The sequence below is a fragment of the Microbacterium sp. MPKO10 genome, assembly GCF_026107415.2.
Lineage (GTDB): Bacteria > Actinomycetota > Actinomycetes > Actinomycetales > Microbacteriaceae > Paramicrobacterium.
Window position 1 is genome coordinate 952,402 of record NZ_JAPCHX010000001.1, and the last position, 20,575, is coordinate 972,976.

21 protein-coding genes are annotated in these 20,575 nt (G+C 65.2%); 13 read left to right on the forward strand and 8 right to left on the reverse strand.

All coding sequences use genetic code 11. The features are described from left to right. The first annotated feature begins 84 nt into the window (after positions 1 to 84). The 5 genes from OK352_RS04495 to OK352_RS04515 all read left to right on the forward strand — a co-directional run bounded on the left by OK352_RS04495 (position 85) and on the right by OK352_RS04515 (position 4,123). Entirely contained in the window at positions 85 to 918 is an 834-nt protein-coding gene (locus tag OK352_RS04495) for a hypothetical protein (protein WP_265140190.1), read from the forward strand. Beyond that, positions 915 to 1,307, forward strand: a complete 393-nt coding sequence (locus OK352_RS04500; protein WP_265140191.1) for a (deoxy)nucleoside triphosphate pyrophosphohydrolase — start codon at positions 915 to 917, stop codon at positions 1,305 to 1,307. The genes OK352_RS04495 and OK352_RS04500 overlap by 4 nt, the downstream gene beginning before the upstream one ends. Before the next feature lie 441 nt (positions 1,308 to 1,748). After that, a complete protein-coding gene (locus tag OK352_RS04505) occupies positions 1,749 to 2,528 on the forward strand; it encodes a head GIN domain-containing protein (protein ID WP_265140192.1) in 780 nt (259 codons plus the stop codon). A gap of 92 nt (positions 2,529 to 2,620) precedes the next feature. Beyond that, positions 2,621 to 2,974 (forward strand): hypothetical protein, encoded by a 354-nt coding sequence (locus tag OK352_RS04510; RefSeq protein WP_265140193.1) that lies wholly within the window; start codon positions 2,621 to 2,623, stop codon positions 2,972 to 2,974. Between the two features lie 27 nt (positions 2,975 to 3,001). Then, a complete protein-coding gene (locus tag OK352_RS04515; protein WP_265140194.1) occupies positions 3,002 to 4,123 on the forward strand; it encodes a baeRF2 domain-containing protein in 1,122 nt (373 codons plus the stop codon). Positions 4,124 to 4,347: 224 nt separating this feature from the next. Here OK352_RS04515 and OK352_RS04520 read toward each other — a convergent pair whose 3' ends face one another. Beyond that, positions 4,348 to 5,220 carry a helix-turn-helix transcriptional regulator gene (locus OK352_RS04520; protein WP_265140195.1) on the reverse strand — a complete coding sequence of 291 codons (873 nt, stop codon included), beginning with the start codon at positions 5,218 to 5,220 and terminating at the stop codon, positions 4,348 to 4,350. 141 nt (positions 5,221 to 5,361) lie between these two features. Between OK352_RS04520 and OK352_RS04525 the strand changes: the two genes are divergently transcribed. After that, entirely contained in the window at positions 5,362 to 6,045 is a 684-nt protein-coding gene (locus OK352_RS04525; RefSeq protein ID WP_265140197.1) for an SDR family NAD(P)-dependent oxidoreductase, read from the forward strand. 123 nt (positions 6,046 to 6,168) lie between these two features. On the opposite strand, the gene OK352_RS04530 is transcribed toward OK352_RS04525, so the two are convergent. Further along, on the reverse strand, positions 6,169 to 6,882 hold the full coding sequence (locus OK352_RS04530; RefSeq protein WP_265140198.1) for a helix-turn-helix transcriptional regulator: 714 nt from the start codon (positions 6,880 to 6,882) through the stop codon (positions 6,169 to 6,171). Between the two features lie 210 nt (positions 6,883 to 7,092). Between OK352_RS04530 and OK352_RS04535 the strand changes: the two genes are divergently transcribed. Together OK352_RS04535 and OK352_RS04540 are read left to right on the forward strand one after the other, a co-directional pair. Next, a complete protein-coding gene (locus OK352_RS04535; protein WP_265140200.1) occupies positions 7,093 to 8,439 on the forward strand; it encodes an MFS transporter in 1,347 nt (448 codons plus the stop codon). Positions 8,440 to 8,496: 57 nt separating this feature from the next. Beyond that, positions 8,497 to 8,883 carry a RidA family protein gene (locus OK352_RS04540; RefSeq protein ID WP_265140201.1) on the forward strand — a complete coding sequence of 129 codons (387 nt, stop codon included), beginning with the start codon at positions 8,497 to 8,499 and terminating at the stop codon, positions 8,881 to 8,883. 194 nt (positions 8,884 to 9,077) lie between these two features. Here the strand turns inward: OK352_RS04540 and OK352_RS04545 are convergent, their stop codons facing one another. Together OK352_RS04545 and OK352_RS04550 are read right to left on the reverse strand one after the other, a co-directional pair. Next, a complete protein-coding gene (locus OK352_RS04545; protein ID WP_265140203.1) occupies positions 9,078 to 9,434 on the reverse strand; it encodes a type II toxin-antitoxin system PemK/MazF family toxin in 357 nt (118 codons plus the stop codon). Beyond that, entirely contained in the window at positions 9,427 to 9,642 is a 216-nt protein-coding gene (locus OK352_RS04550) for a ribbon-helix-helix protein (protein ID WP_265140204.1), read from the reverse strand. Before OK352_RS04550 ends, OK352_RS04545 begins: the two co-directional genes overlap by 8 nt. A 661-nt stretch (positions 9,643 to 10,303) precedes the next feature. Between OK352_RS04550 and OK352_RS04555 the strand changes: the two genes are divergently transcribed. Together OK352_RS04555 and OK352_RS04560 are read left to right on the forward strand one after the other, a co-directional pair. After that, a complete protein-coding gene (locus tag OK352_RS04555) occupies positions 10,304 to 11,056 on the forward strand; it encodes a TetR/AcrR family transcriptional regulator (RefSeq protein ID WP_265140206.1) in 753 nt (250 codons plus the stop codon). Positions 11,057 to 11,199: 143 nt separating this feature from the next. After that, a complete protein-coding gene (locus OK352_RS04560; RefSeq protein ID WP_265140208.1) occupies positions 11,200 to 12,867 on the forward strand; it encodes an MDR family MFS transporter in 1,668 nt (555 codons plus the stop codon). Between the two features lie 258 nt (positions 12,868 to 13,125). Here the strand turns inward: OK352_RS04560 and OK352_RS04565 are convergent, their stop codons facing one another. Then, entirely contained in the window at positions 13,126 to 13,980 is an 855-nt protein-coding gene (locus OK352_RS04565; RefSeq protein WP_265140209.1) for an NmrA/HSCARG family protein, read from the reverse strand. A gap of 82 nt (positions 13,981 to 14,062) precedes the next feature. Here OK352_RS04565 and OK352_RS04570 point away from each other — a divergent pair, with 82 nt between their 5' ends. Continuing rightward, the gene (locus OK352_RS04570) at positions 14,063 to 14,518 is read left to right on the forward strand and encodes a MarR family winged helix-turn-helix transcriptional regulator (RefSeq protein ID WP_265140210.1); all 456 of its coding nucleotides are present in this window, start codon (positions 14,063 to 14,065) and stop codon (positions 14,516 to 14,518) included. A 180-nt stretch (positions 14,519 to 14,698) separates the two neighbouring features. Here the strand turns inward: OK352_RS04570 and OK352_RS04575 are convergent, their stop codons facing one another. After that, entirely contained in the window at positions 14,699 to 15,403 is a 705-nt protein-coding gene (locus OK352_RS04575) for a GTP pyrophosphokinase (protein ID WP_265140286.1), read from the reverse strand. A 432-nt stretch (positions 15,404 to 15,835) separates the two neighbouring features. Between OK352_RS04575 and OK352_RS04580 the strand changes: the two genes are divergently transcribed. Next, positions 15,836 to 16,585: a VIT1/CCC1 transporter family protein gene (locus OK352_RS04580; protein ID WP_265140211.1), complete on the forward strand. Its 750-nt coding sequence runs from the start codon at positions 15,836 to 15,838 to the stop codon at positions 16,583 to 16,585. A gap of 592 nt (positions 16,586 to 17,177) precedes the next feature. On the opposite strand, the gene OK352_RS04585 is transcribed toward OK352_RS04580, so the two are convergent. Next, positions 17,178 to 18,014 carry a ribokinase gene (locus tag OK352_RS04585; RefSeq protein ID WP_265140213.1) on the reverse strand — a complete coding sequence of 279 codons (837 nt, stop codon included), beginning with the start codon at positions 18,012 to 18,014 and terminating at the stop codon, positions 17,178 to 17,180. A 24-nt stretch (positions 18,015 to 18,038) separates the two neighbouring features. Beyond that, complete coding sequence (locus OK352_RS04590) at positions 18,039 to 18,824, reverse strand: GntR family transcriptional regulator (protein WP_265140215.1); 786 nt, start codon at positions 18,822 to 18,824, stop codon at positions 18,039 to 18,041. 323 nt (positions 18,825 to 19,147) lie between these two features. On the opposite strand from OK352_RS04590, the gene OK352_RS04595 reads away from it, so the two are divergent. Next, on the forward strand, positions 19,148 to 20,575 hold the full coding sequence (locus tag OK352_RS04595; RefSeq protein WP_265140216.1) for an MFS transporter: 1,428 nt from the start codon (positions 19,148 to 19,150) through the stop codon (positions 20,573 to 20,575).

A 20,575-nucleotide genomic window follows, 5' to 3' on the forward strand; every position in this document is an offset into this window, starting at 1 on the left:
TTGCCTGCCGTTCACCGGGGCGGCGTGAAGCTGGTGCGCTGCTACTCTCGGGCAGAGAGAGCGGTAGGCGAACGGCGGGGCACGATGAGCAGCGAAGCGGGTTCCACACGATCCCCGTTCTGGACGCTCGTCAGAGCCGAGACTTCGATTGTCACGGTGGTCCTGGGGATCGTGGCAATCACGGCGGCGACCTTCGGCACGATCGACAGCCTCACCGATGCCGGAGGTGACCGCGTCACCGGATCATTCGCCATCGTGGCGCCGAGCGTTATTGCGGCGTGGGCGTGCGTCGAGGCGGCGTGGCGGCCGAGCCCGCATGCGCTTCACATCCGCCTGCTTGTGCGCTGCCTCGTGCTCCCGCTTCCTGTGGCTGTGGCGAGCGCCGTCGAGACCGCTGTGGTCACGGGGCTGCCGACGGCTCAGCGCATCATCGATGAGGCGGCGGCCGCGCACAACGACTTCCACTACTACTGGGGCGACGGCTCCGGCGCCCTTGCCGGGGTGTGGACGCTGTTCGGCGGATACGGCGTCGGTGCCTTCATCGGGTTGATGACGTTCCTCATCATCACCTTTCCCCTCGTCGCGATTCTGCACGCCCGATACACCATGCGCAGCACCGACCTCGACCTCGGCGAAGAGCACGCCCAGGGCAACAGGGCGGGGCTCATCCGGACGACGCTCGGCCTGTCAGCATCCACTCTCGCCATCGTGCTGATCATCTACGGGGTCAACGAGAAGCATGGAGACGGCTTTGGCGAGTCGCTGCTCAACGCGTTTCGCGTTCTGAGTGACGTCGACTATCTGGCCGACCTCGCGTGGATCATCGGCATCGTGCTGATCCCGATCGCCGTCGTGCTGTTCGTGTGGGCGATGACCAGCACCGTGCGCAACCCCGATGGCGGGGAGGGTGTCTCGTGACCCAGATCGCCGTGGTGGGTGCCGTGATCGTGCGCGATGGGCTTGTGCTGGCGGCCAAGCGGGGCGGGCAATCGGCGCAGGCGGGCGCGTGGGAGTTTCCGGGCGGCAAGATCGAGCGGGGCGAGACACCGGATGCTGCGTTGCAGCGTGAGATTCGGGAAGAACTGCGGTGCGGCATCCGTGTCGGCGAGCACGTGCAGACTACCGTCCACGCGTACGACGCCGTGACAGTCGAGTTGGCGACGTTCCTGTGCGCGATCACCGACGGTGAACCGGTCGCGACGGAGCACTCCGAGCTGCGGTGGCTCGCAGCATCCGATCTTGCGCGTCTCGACTGGGCTCCGGCCGACGTTCCGGCTGTCGCGCGGGTCGCAGAGCTTCTCGGCTGAGTGGCCGCCCCGCGCGCTTGCTGCGCCAGCGTGCATCGTGGCGCGGCGCGCTGTGTCAGGGGCTGCCGCGCTCGCCGCGCGTGCGCACTCTGCGGCGCGCAATGTGTGCACTTGCGGACATGGTGCCATGGTGTGCGCCCCGAAGTTGTCCGCAGCTTGCGTCGTTGTGCCGCACAGCGTCGTGACGCACGAGCGCGGTGCCACAGTGCCATCCGAGGCAGAACTCATACCAGGGTCGCTGCCCCCACGCCGAAGATCACTCGCAGGTAGCTGTCACTTCAGCCTGCCGTTGCCTACTCTGATCAGAGCACACGAAAGAAGCACGTGAACAGAGCACGTGAACCGATCGTGTGACGTGAGCACGTCAGCGCAGCAGGAGAACACAGCACGTGACGAGGGGCGGCACCGAGCCGAACCCCGCGACGAAAGGCGAAACACGATATGCGGATCCGCACGATCGCGGCGACAGCATCCTTGATTCTGATCGGAGGCGCGCTCACGGGGTGCTCCCTGTTCGATCCGGGTGAGCCCACGACCCAGACGCGCGACATCAGCGGCGTCACAGCGGTCAACCTCGAGACCTCGGGCGATGTCACCGTCACGCGCGGCGACGATGTCTCGCTCACGATCACGGCGGGCGAGAAGATCATCGACACGCTCACGAGTGAGGTGCGTGACGGCATCCTCGTGCTGGGGTCGAACGCAGGCTTCCCCGCGCAGCTCGGCGCCAGCGGGCCGATCAGCTACGAGCTCACCGTGCCAGAGCTCGCCGCGGCCGAGATCTCGGGGTCGGGCGATCTGAGTGCCGATTTCTCAGGCCAGGATGCTGTCGAGCTGACCATCAGCGGCTCGGGCAGCCTCTCGGCGACCGCGGTGGATGCCCCGACAGTCGACGTACTCATCGAGGGAAGCGGCGGCATCGCGGCGGAAGGCCTCGACGCAGAGAAGCTCACCGCGACGATCGAGGGCTCGGGCGATATCGATCTCGCGGGCGCGGCGCACAATCAGAAGCTCTCGATCGAGGGGGCAGGTGACATTGATGCGACTCAGGTCGACGCCCAGAACGCCGAGGCGATCATCGAAGGGTCGGGCGACATCGCCGTCCACGCGACGAAGACTCTCTCGGCGCGCGTGGAGGGCAGCGGCACGATCCGCTACTCGGGATCCGCGAATGTCGAGACGGATATCTCAGGCTCGGGCGACATCGTTCGGGCCGACTGACGCGACCGCGTTCTACACGGCGCAGCCTCACCACCTGGGTGCTGACTGACTCGCCTCTTTCCCCACGTGCCAGACCGGGTTATGGTGCCCCTATGGGGGCGGCACAGAACGCGGAGGACCGTCGACGCGACAACGTCGACGACGATCCGACGAAGATGGTGAACCAGCCAGCGCTTCGCACCTCATCGGGTGCCATCTGGCTCATCGTCGGTGCCCTGTTCACCGTCATCTGCGTCGCTGTGCTCATTCCGCTGATCCCCATCGGCAACCCGGCTCCGCTCGTCGGCGCCGTGCTCATCGTGCTGTTGTATCTCGCGATGATCGTTGTTCGGTTCGCCGTCGGGCACCGCGTCGCACGACTGCGAACTATGGCCGCATTGTTTGGTCTCATCGCGCTTATCGGACTCCTTGCTGTGCTGATTTCTGCATTTGCGAGTAGGTCGTAGCCACCCTGCGAGAAAGAGAGAGTGATCATGCCCCTCGACAAAGAACTCCTTGCCCAGCTGTTGCGCGACACCACACCGAAGTCGATGGTCTTCATCGACTCGACGGCGGGAACGAGCGACCCCGAAGGCATGGCCGTGGCCAGGCGCACGCATGTGAGAGACGGGTTGGGCGCGGCCGGGGCACCGGATGCTGACATCGAGGCGATCATCGATGTCATGTCTGACCCCACAGGAGTCGCCGACCCGTCCGTGCGCTTCGCCATCGCGCAGGACGGCGAGCTGCGGTTCCATACGGTTATGGGCGGTGAGATGCAGAGCGATGAGTGCGTGCGGTACGGCACTGTCGTCGATGTGACCCCGCTGCGGCTGCAGATACCCGACGACGAGCTGTTCTTCACGGTCAAAGTGTGGCGCGGTGGCGGAGATATCGAGGTCTACGCCGAGGGCGACCGTGCACCGATTGTGACCCGGCACATCGAGTCCGACTCCCCGTACATTAATAAGGTCAGCGACGGGCGCACGTCGGAAGCCAATCTGCAGCGCCACAGCGAAGAGACCTGGAAGCTCACGCAGAGCAAGGTGGCCGAGCAGATCTCGTCGCTCATCGCCGAACACCACCCGCGTGTGATCTTCGTCTCGGGCGATGTTCGCGCGGTGCAGCTGTTGAGCGGTCAGCTGAGCGACCAGGCCACGCATCTGCTGCACGTCATTCCTGGCGAGGTCAATACCGAGGGGGCGTCAGAGGATCGCGTGCGTCACGCGCTCGAGGTGCAGCTTGACGCCGCGCGTCGCCGGCGCAATAGGTCGATTCTGGATGCGGCGGCCGCCGACAACGGCAAGCTGCAGGCAGCGGGAATCGGCGACGTCGTGCACGCACTCGCGCAGGGGCAGGCGGAGTACGTGTTCGTCGACCACAAGGCGCTGCTGCAGCACTCCCTGTTGGCGCTCGATGCCGAGCCGTGGGTGGCAACGGCGCCCGAGGATGCTGCCGGAGCAGCGGTGCTCGAAGAGATCGTCGCGACGGCGGCGATCATGAGGGCGGCCGTGCTCACCGATGCGAAGGTGCGGGTCGTGGATGCTGATGAGATCGGCGATGCCGATGGCGTCGTCGCCTCGCTGCGGTGGCCGGTCGGCCCCGAGCGTCCGTAAGTTCCCGCCCGCGCCGGGCGGCCGTGGGGCCCGGCTGGCCGCGGCTCGGTTCCCGGCTGCGACACGACTATCGCATCGCCGGGTTCCCGGTGGGCTCTGAATCTGGCCCCGTTCTCGGCGGGAGCTTCCCCACGGCCACCGCGGAGCGTCGATACTCGTGCGAAGGCGCCGTGCACATAACCGTGCCCGCCGGCTCGCGGCATATCGCTGATTCGAGTGCAGAGTCAGGAGCGCACGGGGGAGCGGTGCGAGTCTGCGACTTCTCGCACGGTTGGCGTCGCGGGGATGCTGGTGGAGGAGAGCCGTGACATTTTCTCAGCGCTGCGTGACGCAGCATCCGGGTGGAACACCACGAGCATCAGGCCGGGCGCGCCATTGATGCTCAGTCGCTCGCGGTTGAGGGAGAGGTCGCCCACCTGCGGATGATTGAGCAGGAGCGTGCTGCTTGACTGCCCGCGCACCTCGTGTCGTGCCCAGAGCTGGCGGAATCGCGAGCTGGAGTCGCTGAGCTTCGTTGTGAGCGCGGCCACATGCGGGTCGTCGACCTCCCGGCCGACCGCCTGCCGCAGGTTGGAGACGAGGCACTCCGTGACGTTCTCCCACTCTGGGTACAGCGCCTGGCTGGCCGGATCGAGGAACAGATCGCGCAGCTGGTTGCGGCCCACGGTGAGGCGCGGGTCCACCACGCGCATCAGCGGGTTGGACGCGAGAACGTCAAAGGAGCGGTTTTCGATGAACGCTGGCTGCGTCAGCGCGCCCAGCAGCTTCAGCGCACCGGAGGGCGGCGTCTCGGCGGGCGGGAGCTGTTGCCGCGGGGCATCAGCGACGAGGCTGAACAGGTGGGCGATGTGCTCGTCGTCAAGCTGCAGCACGCGAGCGATGGAGTGCAGCACCTGCGCAGATGGATTCCGGTCGCGGCCGCGTTCGAGGCGCAGGTAATAGTCGGCGCTGATGCCCGCAAGCAGAGCGACTTCTTCGCGCCGTAGCCCTGGCACCCGTCGCCCGCCCCACTTGGGAATGCCGACCTGCTCGGGCGTCACGAGTTCGCGTCGTGCCCGCAGAAACGCTCCGAGTGCCTTCTGTGACTCGCCGTTCATACATTTCTCCTGACATCGTGCCGACGACGAGAGGGGCCCTGCCATTCCCACGTCTCACGGGGGTACTGGGCAGCTCTCGTCGCCGTCCCTACTGTGATGAACGACCACACTGAACAGATAATTTCGCAAAGGAACGACACTATGACTGTTGTGCTGATTACAGGCGCCAACAAGGGCATCGGATTCGAGACCGCCAAGCAGCTACGCGAGCTCGACTACACCGTCTACATCGGGGCTCGCAACGTCGAGCGAGGCGAACGTGCCGCTGCCGAGATCGGGGCCCGGTTTGTGCAGCTCGATGTGACTGACGATGCGTCAACCGCGAGCGCGCTTGCGTCTATTGAGGCGGCAGAAGGCCGGCTGGATGTTCTGGTGAACAACGCCGGAGTTCTGGACACGAGCCTCGACGGGCCTGCTGTCCTGCGCGCCTTTAACACCAACGTGGTGGGGATCGTGCGTGTGACCGAGGCGGCGCTTCCTCTGCTGCGTCGCTCACAGAACCCCAACGTCGTCACGATCTCGAGCAGTGCGGGATCCTTCTGGGCGGCGAACAACCCCGAGCGGCCGGAGTTTTCGCTACCGCTGTCCACCTACGCGGCAACGAAGGCGGCGGCCACGATGATGACGCTGCAGTATGCGAAGGCGTATCCAGAGATCACATTCAACGCGATTGAACCGGGCACGACGGCGACAGATATGACCGCGGACTTCGGAATCGGCCGCGCCGTCGAAGAGACCGGACGGGTCGTCGTGCAGTGGGCGACGCTCGAGCGGGGCGGCCCCACGGGGACCTTGAGCGACGAGAACGGTGTGTTGCCCTGGTGAGGCGGTCGATCACCACTGGAGAGGCGGCGTCGAACGGGTGACACAGCACCTCACGACGGGCTCCGCAGCCCGATGGAGTGGGCAGGAGTTCTCCCGGCGGTCACAGATGTGGACCGCCGGGGGCTACTGCTCGGCTCGAGCCTCGTCGAGGTACGAGTAGGCGGTGACGCGTGAGATGCCGAGGCGAGAGGCGATGTGCTCCATTCCTTTGCGCATCTGCAGGGCGCCCTGCTGGTCGAGCGTTCGCACGATGGCGATGCGGTCGTCGCGCGTCATCTGCGCCACGGGCTTGCCGATCGCCTGAATCGCGTCGGTCACCATGGCGTCCATCACGGCGACCAGATCCTGGCCGAAGAACTCGCTCGGTGCATCGGGGGCAGTGGATGCTGTCTGAGGCAGCATGCTGTCAAGCAGTGACCGCGCTTGCTGCAGCGCACTGACGTCCACGTTAATGCACAGCGCGGCCATGATCTTGCCTGCCCGATTGCGGAAGTAGATGGACGAGCACCGCAGCTCGCGACCATCGCTGGTGAAGCCGCGGTAGCCAAACGCGTCGTGGTCGGCGCCCTGGTTGTGGATGACGCCTGCCCCGAGGCTCGTCGACGGCCCGCCCACTGTGCGGCCGGTCACGTGGCCGTTCTCGATGGCGATGATCGTGTGCTCGAGATCCGGATTATCGGCAGAGAGATCGTGCAACACAACTTCGCATCCCGGGCCGCCGGCGGCGGCCATGGCATGCATGACGGGGCGGTAGACGGCGCAGATCTCATCGACCGTGTCATAGACGCGTTCGTCCGGCGTCTCGTGCTGCAGCGCGACGGCGATGTCTGACGGCATCCGATTCTCCTCCTCATCGAACAATTCGTCTAAGTAGTAGACAGACTGTTCGAATCGATGCTAACTTAACTCTTTGTCTACGTGACAAGCCTACTGCACACACGGCACAAAGCCCGAAGGGCCGCGGTTTTCACGGATTCACCCAGACGTTGGACCGGCAAAATGCGGCCGGTCAGAGAAGAAAGCAAGACAAAGAGTAAGGAGGCTCTGATGGCCAGCTCAACGACGCGGCCCGCACGCGGCTGGAGGGCGATCCCGCCCAAGGATCGCCGTACCGTCGCCGGCGGTGCAATCGGCACGATGATGGAGTACTACGACTACTACCTGTTCGGTTTGGGTGCAGCCGTGGTCTTCCCTCACGTGTTCTTCCCCGGGGACGACCCGGTGATGGGTACGCTTCAGTCGTTCGCAACATTCGCCGTGGGCTTCCTGCTTCGACCTCTCGGCGGCATCGTCTTCGGCTATGTCGGAGACCGGTTCGGTCGCAAACGCTCGCTGATGATCACCGTAATCGGCATGGGCGTCTGTACGACGCTGATGGGCCTCATTCCCTCCGCCGGAACGATCGGACTTCTCGCGCCGATTCTTCTCGTGCTCCTGCGCATGTGCCAGGGGCTGTTCGTCGGTGGTGAGATGGGCCCCGCAGCCACGATCGTCGTCGAGTACGCTCCCACGGGTCGCCGCGGCTTGTTCGGCGCGTTGCTCATCACCGGTGCGGGCGTCGCAAACGTGTTCTCGGCCGGGCTCATGGCCGTTCTCGGCGCGGGCGATGACTCCTTCTTCATGAGCTGGGGTTGGCGCATCCCGTTCCTCTTCGCCGCGCTGCTCACCATTGCCGCGGTGATCCTGCGCAGCAAGCTCGAAGAGTCTGATGAGTTCAAGTCGTACACGAAGACCATCGAGGTCGAGGGCATCAAGCGCAAGAACCCGCTCATGGAGGCGATTCGCCACCCGAAGAACCTGATCCTCGGTATCTTTATCGGCCTGCCGCAGAGCATCGCCGGCTACATTGTGCTCACCTACGGTCTCTCGTACATGGTGAGCCAGCATTCGGTTGACCCCGAAGTGGGCTTCATCGGCACCATGATCGTGGGCTTCCTGCAGATCGTGATGGCGCCCGTGTGGGGCCACGTGTCTGACAAGATCGGGCGTCGCCGCTTCTACATCCTCGCGTGCATCGGCTTCGCCGTGCTGATCTACCCGGCGTTCGCGCTCTTCAGCGGCGGCACGGCCATCCTGATCTGGCTCGGCATGGTCGTCGGCTTCGTGATTCCCGGTGTTGCAATGCAGGGAACCCTGCAGACGCTGCTCACCGAGATGTTCGACGTCGAGGCGCGTACCACCGGCGTCAACGTCGGCTACCAGTTCTCGAACACGCTCGGCGGCGGGTTCGCCCCGCTGATCTGCGCGGCACTCTTCGCCTGGGCCGGGCACATCTGGCCGGTTATCGTGTACGCGACGGTGATTGCACTTGCCGGTGTCATCGCGACGGCATACGCAAAGATCCGGCCGGACGTCGAGAACGCCGGGCGCCTGCACGAACTGGTCGAGAACTAGGAACCCGCGGACGATCAAGCGCCCATTGACCATCAGCAAGAGAAAGAGGAACTCTTTATGACAAAGAAGGCATTCCACACCACGAACGCACCGCAGCCTGCCGGCCCCTACAGCCAGGCGGTCGAGGCGAACGGGTTCGTGTACACGGCCGGATTCGGGCCACAGGATGCCGCCAACGGCAATGCCGTCGCCGAGAACGTGGGCGACCAGACGCGACAGGTGCTGCGCAACGTGCAGTCGGCGCTCGCCGAGCGCGGTCTCACGCTGAACGACTGCGTGAAGACCACTGTCCACTTGGCCGATCTGGCTGACTTCGCCGAGTTCAACGAGGCGTACAAGGAGTTCTTCGCCGAGCCGTTCCCCGTGCGCACGACGGTGGGCTCGCAGCTGGCGAACATTCTTGTCGAGATCGACGCGGTCGCCGCGATTCCCGAGGGCAAGTAGCTCTCGCGCTTCACTTTTTCGGGCCGTCGTGCGCACTGCACGGCGGCCCGAAACGTGTCCCGGCCGGTTCTCTGCGCCAGTGCGAGCGGCGTTTGCGGTACGTTCCTTCCGCCGCGCCCGCTGTGTCACGGTACGTTTTCGACGGCTGTCTGAACTGCGCCGCCGCCCGTTCTCTGCACTGAGAGCGTGGCTGCCTAAGGGAGCGCCAGGAAATCACGGAGCCAACGATCGACCTCCCGCATTGTTGCGGCGTCGACGACTCCGGCCACCCCCACGAGTTGGTCACGCGTCACCGATCGAGGCTGTTCGGTGAGCGCGAACGTGGGTTGCGATAGTTCGAGACCCGGGCCGCGAAGCCGCACGTGGTTGGGCCAGCCGCGGTTCGTCGTACTTGCAGGAATGATGATCGCGAGGGTGTCGGCCACCTCGAGGAAGAGATCGCTGGCGACAACGAGCGCGGGGCGTCGCCCTGCCTGCTCTCGGCCCAGGGCAGGACTGAGCTCGGCCCACACGACGCTGCCTCGTCGAAGGTAGTTGCCGGGCCTATCCATCGTTCAGTGCAACATCCCACTCACGGTACTCGTCCCAGTACTCCGACTCCGCGCCCCGCGTCGCTCGTCCGAACGCCTCCATACGCTGACGCCTTTCGTGAGCGTCAAGAAGCTTTTCGATGAGTCTCGCGGCAGTCACGCCCTTCTCCCGTGCGTCGGCATTGATCCTGTCGCGAAGCTCAGCGGACACTTTGATCGTTGTCGCCATGCAGGCAGTCTACCATTCGGTATACCCTTTCTTGTTTTCGCCCGTCAGGCGACGTTCCGTTCTCGGGTAGTCCAGCACAGCGTTCCTCCGGCCGCAGAGATAACGGTGCGATATGTGGACAGCGTGTGTGTGGAGGGTGGGCGTGTGGACGAGTACATGAGGCGCGACGCGTTTCACGTGGCCGCTCTACTTCGGTGCACGAGTCTTGATTCACGCAGGTGTCGGTGCGCGTGCCTCGCGTCACGCAGGTGCTGACTTTTCCCATCAAAACACTGCGCTTCATAGAAGAAGTCAGCACCCGAATGAGCTCGACGGGTTGACGCAGCCATCGCGCTGCAGCACGCTCGGGTGGCGCTCGGCCGCGCCTCCTCAATTGGGGACCAACTTTCACTATCAAAGCAGGCCATTTCATCGTGAAAGTTGGTCCGCGATTCGGCGGGAACCCACCCGTCGACCGTGTACGCAACGCCACAGGGAAGAGCGGCAGAAGCGGCAGGAGCGGCAAGAGCAGCAAGCGCGGCAGAAGCGGCAGGAGCGGCAAGAGCAGCAAGTGCGGTAGGTGCGGCACGAGCAGCAAGCGTGGCAAGAATGTCGAGAACGGCAACAGGCTACACAAGCACTCTCAGTGCACTCATAGCGTTAAAGTGCAAGAATGCACTTTATGGAAGAAAGTGCAACTGGTCTGCGCGAGCGACGCCGCCTGGAGTCGGCCGAGCGACTCATCGACCTCGCCCGCGAGTGGACGGCGCGCGATGGGTTCACGGGCTTCACCGTGGACGAGCTGTGCGAGGCAGCGGGAGTGTCACGGCGCACGTTCTTCAACTACTTCGCGTCGAAGGAGGATGCTGTCCTCGGCATCCTCGCGCCTCGTGGTGGGGACGACCTGGTGCAGACGTTCCTCGCCGGCGGGTCGGGCGCGGCAGGGGGCAGCACCTCGGCAGCCCACGATGCCGGGTCCGCTGGGTCGGGCGAAAGTTCTGGCGCAGGGCCCGCGGTGTCTTCGGCCGCAGGAGCTGCCGCGAGCAGTGCCGCCGACACCGCATCCGCTGGGCTGTCGTCGACGCTCGTCGACGACTTCGTCGAGCTACACCTCGCCCGCTGGGAGATCATGGCTCCGTCAGCATCCGATTTTCGAGCGCTGAAAGCCGCGATCGACCGTGAGCCGCGCCTGCACACCCGCATCATCGAGCAGATCCATGCGAACGAGCAGCGGGATATCGCGCTCGTCGAGAAGCGAGAGCGCTTGACGCCCGGTGACATCCGGGCATCGACGCTCGTGCACCTCGTCGGCGCCTTTACCCGAGCAGCCGCAGAAGACTACTTCGCCGACCAGGGCAACACGCCACCCAGCATTGGACTGTTCGCAAGGGTCTTCACTCAGAGGCTGGCGGCCGCGCGAGAGCTGCTGCTATGACGCCGGCACGGTACTCACCTGACCGACGCCTCGTTCCCTGACGCACGTCACCTCGCCTGATCCCTCGATGCCCGCCTGAGCGACACCGACGTGACCTCCTCCAAGCTCATCTATTCAGAACCGATCAACACAGAACGGCAACAATGACTACTACGGAATCCGCGCCCTTCCTGCTGACCAAGCGGCGCATCTGGACGATCTTCGGCGCCCTCATCGCGGGGATGCTGCTGGCCAGCCTCGACCAGACGATTGTGTCGACCGCGATGCCGACGATCGTCGGTGAGCTCGGCGGCGTCGAGCACCAGGTCTGGATCATCACCGCCTACCTGCTCGCCACCACGATCGTGATGCCGATTTACGGCAAGTTCGGCGACGTGCTCGGCCGACGCAATCTGTTCCTGATCGCGATCGCGGTGTTCACGATCGCCTCCATCGGCTGCGCCTTCGCCGGAAGCTTCTGGGTGTTCGTCGTCTGCCGTGCCCTGCAGGGACTCGGCGGCGGAGGCCTCATGATCCTCTCGCAGGCGATCATCGCCGACATTGTTCCGGCAAGTGAGCGCGGCAAGTACATGGGCCCGCTCGGCGCGATCTTCGGCCTCTCGGCCGTCGCCGGACCGCTGCTCGGCGGCTACTTCGTCGACCACCTCACCTGGCAGTGGGGCTTTTACATCAACATCCCCATCGGCATCGCCGCGTTCGTCATCGCACTGTTCGCGCTCAAGCTGCCCAGTAAGAAGGCCGAGAAGAAGATCGACATTCTCGGCGTCGTCTTCCTCTCAATCGCGACGACGTGTCTCATCTTCTTCACCGACTTCGGCGGTGACGCCGAGTTCGGCTGGGGTGCCGTCGCCACCTGGGCCTGGGGCGCCGGCTTGCTGGCTGCGGCAACGGCCTTCGTCGTCACCGAGGCACGCGCCGAAGATCCGATCATTCCGCTCAGCCTGTTCCGCAACCCGATATTCCTCAACGCGTCGGCCATCGGCATGGTGCTCGGCATCGGCATGTTCGCCGCGATTGGGTTCCTCCCGACATTCCTGCAGATGGCGTCGGGCACCTCGGCGGCAGCATCCGGTCTGCTCTTGATCCCCATGATGGTCGGCATGATCGGCACGTCGATCTGGTCGGGCCTCGCGATCACGAAGACCGGAAAGTACAAGATCTACCCGATCATCGGCACGATTGTGATGGGGCTGGCCATGCTGGCGTTCACCACGCTGTCAGCATCCACCCCGATCTGGCTGATCTGTGTGTTCTTGTTCGTGTTCGGCGTGGGGCTCGGCCTGATCATGCAGGTCGTCGTTCTGGTCGTGCAGAACGCGGTGCCCGCGGCACAGGTCGGCACGGCAACGAGTACGAACAACTACTTCCGCGAGGTCGGTGCGTCGCTGGGAACAGCCGTGTTCGGCACGATCTTCACCACGCGGCTGACCGACAACCTGATGACGGTGTTTTCGGATGCTGGCGCCAGCGCCTCCGACGCGGCAAACGCCTCGGCGACCATCGACCCGTCGGTGCTGAACGACCTGCCGCAGGGCGTGCGTGACGGCATTGTCGGCGCGTACGCGGATGCTCTCGCGCCGGTGTTCTGGTACATCCTTCCGTTCATCGCGGTGGCGTTCTTGCTTTCGCTTCTGCTGAAGCAGATTCCGCTCTCCGACCAGGCTGGGCTGGTTGCCCGCGGCGAGGCGATCGGGGGCGAGGAGGCCGAGCGTCTCGAGGCCGAGCAGCTCGCGGCGAAGCGCGGTGAGACGGTCGCGGTGTCCGGAGCGTCCGGGTCTTCGGGGCCGTCGTCATCGCACGACGCTGAGTAACAGCATCCCGTGATGGGGCCGTCGCGCACTCGGCGCGGCGGCCCTTGTCGTCGTTAGTGCTCGGGCTCGGGCTCGGGCTCGGGCTCGGGCTCGCGATGCGGGTGCGGTGACGAGGGTTCCGGGTTCGAGCCGAGTTGCGCTCACGGTACGAGCGTGGTCATCGAATGGTGTCGACGGCACTGATCGGGGACCGACTTTTGCCGCGCCGACTCCTGCGGCCAGGTGCACAAGTTGGTCCCCGATTCGAGCGGCGAATGCCTACCAGTTCTGCTCGCGCGCCCAGTTCTCCACCGTGTGCCATCCGACCTCGGGGTACGCGGCGTGCAGCGCGTCGATGTCGATCGAGTAGCCGCGCTCGCGGAAGAACCGCATCATGGCGGCAAGGTCGTCGTTGCCGCTCGCCTCGATCGCCTCGAGAGGGATCTCGCTGTACGCGATCTCTCGCCCAAGCACGCGGGTGAGCGCCGCGGCCACCTCGGCCCCCGTTTCTTCAGACGATGCAAGCTCTATGCGCTGGCCGGCGAACCGCTGCGGGTCGTCGAAGACCAGGGCTGTGAACTCCGCGAGATCGGAGATCGTCACCTGCTGGACGCGAACGTCGGCGGGAACCGGGAATGCGTAGCGCCCGGCGGCGAGCGATTCCACGTTGTTTGGGGCGAGGATGTTGTCGGTGAACATCGCCGGAGCGACAACCGTGTGCGCCACGGGCAGCGTGCCGAGGTGTTCCTCCACACGGGCCTTGCTGTCGAAGTGCGGCACCTTCGAGTCGTCCAGCGCGCTCGCCACAGACGAGTAGACGACGAACTCCACGCCCGCAGCCACGGCGGCGTCGAGAAGTGCGTTTGCCTGGCGCTCTTCGGTCTCAGCATCCGATTCGTACGGAGTGCCCATCGCATAAACAGCATGAACACCGGATGCTGCGGCACGCAGACTCTCCGCGTCATCGAAGTCGGCGGTGACGACCTCGGCCCCGAGCGCAGTCAACGCGCGCGCCGCGTCGCCGTCGGGCCTGCGGGTCATCGCCCGCACGCTGTGGCCGTGATTGAGCAGTGCTCGGGCGACCGCGCCGCCCTGGGTTCCGGTTGCTCCGCTGACGAGAATTGTCGAGCTCATACTGCACACCTTCCATTCGCTTGTTTGTGCAATAGTTGCTAACGCAAAGGTTGCTCGAACAATTCCCGGTTATCCTGAATGAGTGGATGACGGCGAACGTGACCTCGTGTGGGTGGACCTGCAGACGGCTGCCACGACACTCGACGTCGAGCTCAGCGCTCGCCTGCAGGAGCACGCCGGAATGTCATCGGCGGAGTTCCAGCTGCTCTGGTACCTGGCCAATGCCGTCGATCGCCGCTTGACGATGTCTGAGGCCGCGGCCCGCCTGACGATGAGCCCGAGCGGCATGACACGTCTGGCGGATCGCCTTGTTCGCCGCGGCTGGGTCACACGCGAGACGGATGCTGCGAATCGCCGCGTTGCGCTTCTCGCGCTCACCGCCGCCGGAACTGCCGCGACCCGGGCGGGCTTTCACGTCGCGCGCGACACGCGCCGTGAACTTCTCGATGCGCACCTCAGCGACGACGAGATTCGCGCCCTCGGTCAGATCGTGGGAAAGCTCCTCGGTCGCATCGACCTGGCCGACATCAGTTCCTGACACCGCACGGGTGCCCACCATATGGTGGTGGCCGGTCGTCACTTCTGCTCGACGCGGCCGTGACAGCCGGGGCTCTCGGTGCAGACATTCGGAACTTTCGGGCAACACGCCGTTCAGCGGCTCATGAAGACGGCGTGTCGTCGATTTTTTCCGAATCTCTGCGCACCGCCGACGCGCCGGTCAGCCGCGGCGCGCCAAGTCCCAGAGCCGCCGCACGATGTCGTCGTCGACACCGGGAGCGTCGTCCGCCGGGTCGTCGCCGTGGACTTCAGCGTAAAGACGTTCCATCTGGCGGTCGAGCTGCGCGGCAGCATCCGATGCTTGTGTCAGTTCGTGCACGAGGCGTTCGGGAATCTCGCCCTGGTACTTGTACTGAATCTTGTGCTCGAGGCTTGCCCAGAAGTCCATGGCGATCGTGCGAATCTGCACCTCGCAGATCACCGGAACGGCACCGTTCGAGAGGAAAACGGGAACCTCGAGAATCGCGTGCAGGCTCTTGTATCCGGTCGGTTTGGGGTGCGCGATGTAGTCCTTGATCTCAAGCACGCGCACGTCGTCTTGCGAGGTGAGCGTCTCGAGCACGCGATACGTGTCGGCGATGAAGCTGCAGGTGATTCGGATGCCGGCGATGTCGGTGATCTGCGACCGGATCTGGTCGAGATCCGGGGTGACCCCGCGCCTGGCCATCTTCTCGAGCAGGCTCTGCGGTGACTTCACGCGTGATGAGACGTGCTCGATGGGGTTGTAGCGGTGCAGGTGCAGAAACTCTTCGCGCAGAATCGACACCTTCGTGAGCATCTCGTCGACGGCGAACCGGTACTGCATGAGAAACCGGGGGAACTCGACGCGCATGCGGTGCGCGAAGGCGCGCATGTCATCGTTCATGATCGAGTCGTCGGGGATCTCGGATGCTGGCGAGCTCACGCATCCTCCTTGAGAGGCACTGAGGGGCACGGTCGGGTACCGCGATTCTACGCGGGCCAATGGGGCGTCGTGCTGCGGGTGTGGGGAGGCGTGCCCATTCCTCTCACTCGCGCTGGTTGCGAGCATGGACGTATGAATCCGCGGCCGCCGCCCGTGCCGAACGGTGAACCTGCTCCACAGGGCCAGCCTGTGTCGGAGGACCAGTCCGCACCAAATAGTCAGCCTGTGTCGGGAGACCAGCGGGCACCACACGGCCAGCCCGTGCCGGGAGACCAGCCTGGACCGAATGGCCAGCCACTGCCGTATGGCCAGCCGAGGCTGTATGGCCAGGCTGCTCCTCAAGGTCAGCCGTCACCGAATGGGCAGTCACCATCGAACGGTCAGTCACCGCCTTTGCCGAACGGTCAGCCCGCGCCTAACAGTCAGCCGACGCCGAACGGCCAGCCTGCACCATATGGCCAGCCTGCACCGTATGGTCAGCCCGCGCCGAATGGGCAGCCACCGTCAAACGGTCAGCCGACGCCGACCGACACGGGGGAGCGCCTGCCGAACAAGCTGGGAGTCTCCGCACTCATCACGGGCATCGCCGCGTTTATCGGAGCGTTCGTTCCCATTCTCAACTTCGTGACCGCCGTCGCGGCTCTCGTGGCGATCGTGCTCGGCATCATTGCTCTATGCCTGAAGAACAGGCGCCGGCGCGCGGCAATCGCTGCGACGATCATTTCGCCGCTGGCGTTCATCGCCTCGGTGATCATGGTGTTCATCTATATGTTCGCGTTCTTCGGAAACCTGGAAGAGCTGGCCTTCGATGGCGAGCCCCACCACGAAGTGGGCGTCACCCTTGAGGTGACCGGCACGGCACACAGTGCGGACGTTGAGTACTCGTACCGAAGCCCGGGGAGCGTCGGCGGAGGAACGAATGCCGGTGTCAACCTGCCCTTCAGCAAGCACGTCGACATGGAGGTGCGTGATGAGGGCGGCGATGCCCGCGTGACGGTCTCGGCGGACGCAGGCGTCGGCGGCGAGGTGACGTGTCGCATCCTGATCGACGGCGTCGTCGTCACCGAAGACACCGGCACGTCGGTTTCGTGCGTTGCGACGCGCGCGGGCGACAGCGACACCGGCACCGACGACAAAAACTGAGGTACACGCCAATTGGGGATCAACTTTCAGTATGTTTCGCCTCGTTTAGATAGTGAAAGCTGGTCCCCAATTGCGCGGGCGCACGTCGCGCCGTGATGAACGGGGCTGATGAAGGGCAGAGCAGCACGGCGCGGGTAGGCAGGGCAGCGCGGCGCGGGTAGGCAGGGCAGCGCGGCGCGGGTAGGCAGGGTAGTGCGGCCCGCGAGGCGTGCACGGGGATGCTCGGCGCTGTGCGGCGCGGGTAGGCAAGGAAGTGCGGCCAACGAGACGCGCACGGGGATGCTGGGGCGCTGCGCGGTCCTGAGTGGGCCAGTTGGTGCAGAATCCTCTGTGGGGTGCAGAGTCCGCTGCGGGGTGCCGAGTGGGCTAGTGGTGCAGAGTCCGCTGCGGGGTGCCGAGGCCTCTACGTGGTCCCGAGTGGGCCACTGGTGCAGAGTCCGCTGCGGGGTGCCGAGTGGGCCAGTTGGTGCAGAATCGTCTGCGGGGTGCTGGGGCCTCTACGTGGTGCTGGGCCGTGCACGCGGTGCCGGACCAGCCGCGGGAAGAGGGGACAGTCCCGTGGTGCCCGGTCGACCGCGTGACGCCGGGGCGGCTACGCCGTGTAGTGCTCGAGGTTCTTGAGGGCGGGCTGCGCCGCCGGTTCCTGCACGACCGCAGCACCCACGGCGTTCGCCGTCTGAAGCGCGCGCTCATACGACAGCCCACTGCGCAGCGCGATCGTGAGCGCCGCACAGAACGCGTCGCCCGCACCGACAGTGTTAACGGGCGTCGTCTTGACAGCATCCGCGAATGCCACCTGCGTGCCTCGCTCGAGCATGGCAGCGCCCTTCGAGCCGTAGGTGACGGCGACGAGCGCAGCATCCGCCAGCTCGGGGATCAGCTCGTACTCCGTCTCGTTGACGATGATCAGGTCGCACGCGTCGATCAGTTCGGCGGGCAGCGGCATCGCCGGCGCCGCGTTCAGCGCGAAGTAGCCGCGGCAGCGCCGTGCCGCCTCGGTTACGGTGTCGAGTGAAATCTCCAACTGCGCCAGCACCGTGTCGTCGTCGGGAAAATCGACGCCCTCAATCGAGACGTGCGCGTTGGCACCCTCGCACACCGCGATCTGGTTCTCGCCCGCAGCATCCACCATGATCAGTGCCGTGCCCGTCTCGCCGTCCACCTCGGCCACGTGCGTGAAGTCGACGCCCGCCGAGCGGAGCGCCTGACGCATCGCCTCGGCCTCAGCATCCGTTCCCACCGCCCCGACCATGCGGGTGCGTGCCCCGAGGCGCGCGGCCGCTGCCGCCTGGTTCGCGCCCTTGCCGCCCGCATTGCGTGTGAGGCGGCCGCCTCCCACCGTTTCGCCCGCGCCGGGCAGCCGCTCGGTGAGGGCGGTGATGTCGGCATTGATGCTTCCGACGACGGTGAGTGAGATGTCACGGGGCATGAGAGTCCTTCGGGGGTGGGCTGATCAGGAAGAGAGGCTCTGAACGACGGTCAAATGCCCCACGCGCGACGACACGATGCACTTGGCCACGTAGACCGGGGTCGAGTCGTGTTCGATCACCTGCGTGAGGATGATGACAGGGTCGGATGCTGCGAGCCGCAGCTGCTTGCCGCGCGACGCGCCGACCACGCTCGGTGCGACGTGAAAGCTGCTCGCCGTGAAGACGGGGCCGCACAGCTCGAGAAGCCCGGCGAACACGGTTGCGTCCTGTTCGGCCGCTCGCTGCAGATTTTCGGCGATCTGCGGGCTGATGTCGCTCAGGTACCGCCCCGCCGGCAGGTGCTCTTGCACGATCGCGATGGGCTCGTCGTCGCGGGTCAGCACGCTCTCGCGAAACCAGGTGTTGGCCTCAAGGTCGAGGTGCAGGTTCGTCGAGACAAACTCGGTGTTCGGCTGCATCACGATCGGGCGCGGCTCGACGGTGATGGACTGCCCCGGGCCGGCAAGCGCCGTTTCAAAGGGGCGCAGGTCTTCGAGTCCGACACGAGGGGTGGATGCTGCGACAAACCGCCCGACCCCGCGCCGTGTGGTGATGAGGCCGTCTTCTTCGAGCAGCATCATGGCCTCGCGCACGACCGTGCGGCTGACGCCGAGGGCGGTGCCGAGCTCGGTTTCGCGGGGGAGTGCGGAGCCGAGGGGGAAGACGTCGTCACGGATGCCCTGGGCGATGCGCGCGTAGACGGCGACGCGGAGCGGCTGCCCGACCGTGGTGGTGAGAGGGGAGGCGAAGAACTGGTCACGTGCCGTCATCGGTGCTCCTGATTCTCATGGTCGCCCTCGCCGGGGCTGAGTTCTCGGCGGCTTCCATTCAACCAGAAAATGGGAGGTTGTACATGTCATACTCAAGAGGTATAACATCAGACTGCACGTGTGACACTGAGCATCATCACCGCACGGCACCGGGGTATCGGAGCTGACGGGGTCGGGCACAGACGGGGAACATCGCCGGAACCAGGCGCTGGACACAGAGACGTGTGCACGAGTCCTGCGCACTGCCCGTGCCCGACCAGAACACGCATCATCCGCGAACACATCACAAACCACCACATCGAATCAGACAAGGGAGTCTCTGTATGACCGACACACGAACTGCGACCGGCGACGGCGCTGGCGCAGCATCCACCTCCCCGGCGGACGGCAAGCTGCACGGTGGCCGCGCGGTCGGACTCGTCGCGACACTGATTTTGGCGGTTGTCGCGTTTCAGCTGAATGCGAGCATGATCACTCCGGCGCTGCCCGACATGGCACGCACGCTCGGCGTCGACATCGACTCCGTCTCGCAGGTCTCGTCGCTGTTCTTCCTTGCCGGCGCGGTCGGGGGCGTGCTGCTGGCCCGGTGGAGCGACTTCATCGGACGCAAGCGCGGACTGCTGATCGTGCTCGGCATCCTCTCGGTCGGAACGCTGCTCTGCCTCTTCGCGCCCAACCTGCAGATTCTGCTCGTCGGGCGCGTGCTTCAGGGGGCATCGAGCGCGGCGTTCCAGCTCTCGTACGTGATTCTCAACGAGTCGCTGACCCGAAAGATGTTCGGCACGATGCTCGGTGTGCTGACCGCCATCAACGGTGGCGTCGGCGGAGTCGATGGGTGGATCGGCGGGCTGCTGACCGACGCGTTCGGATTCCGCTCGCTGTTCGTGGTGATCTTCATCGTCGGTGTACTTGCACTGGTGTGCGTGTGGGTGGCGGCCCCGAAGGATGCGGGAGCAGCATCCACGGGTCGCATGGACTGGTGGGGAGCCGGTGCGCTGTCGGCCGGACTCATCTGCCTGACGTATTTCGTCTCAACCGGTGGCGACAAAGGCTGGCTCGCCGCGCCGACGCTCGCGCTCCTGGTCGGAACGATCGCTGCATTCGTCATTTTCGTGCAGATCGAGAAGCGCCGCACCACCCCGCTCATCGCGGTGGAGCACCTGAAATCGCGCCAGGTGTGGCCCGTCATCGCCACGACGGTCCTCACGCTCTCGAGCGTGTTCGCCGTCATCAACTTCACCGTCGTGATGCTCAGCCAAGACACCGAGATCGGCTTCGGCATGAACGCGGCGACGAGCGCCCTGATGTTCCTGGCTCCGCCCGCGCTGATCGGGCTTGCCGCGGCGCCCTTCGCGGGGTGGCTCGCCGTGAGAATCGGCTGGGTCAGCATCCTTCGTTTTGGCCTGGTGATCTGCCTGGCTGCGCTGATCGTGATCACGATGTTCCCGCAGAGCCAGTGGGTCGTCTTCGCGATGATCGCCGTGCTGGGCATCGCCTACAATGGCCTGGTTCTCACCACGTCGAACGGGCTCGGAGTCATCCAGTCGCCCGTCGAGGCGCCGTCCGCTCTGCCGAGCATGAACAGCGCAGCGTTCGGCATCGGAGCGAGCCTCGGCATCGCGATCGTGGCACCGTTTGTCGGCTCGGGCGGCATCGGCGGATACACCACCGCTCTCATCATCTCTGTCGTCATCACGGTGCTCGCACTCGGTGCCAGCCTGGTGCTGAAGGCAGCCCCGAATCGCGACTGA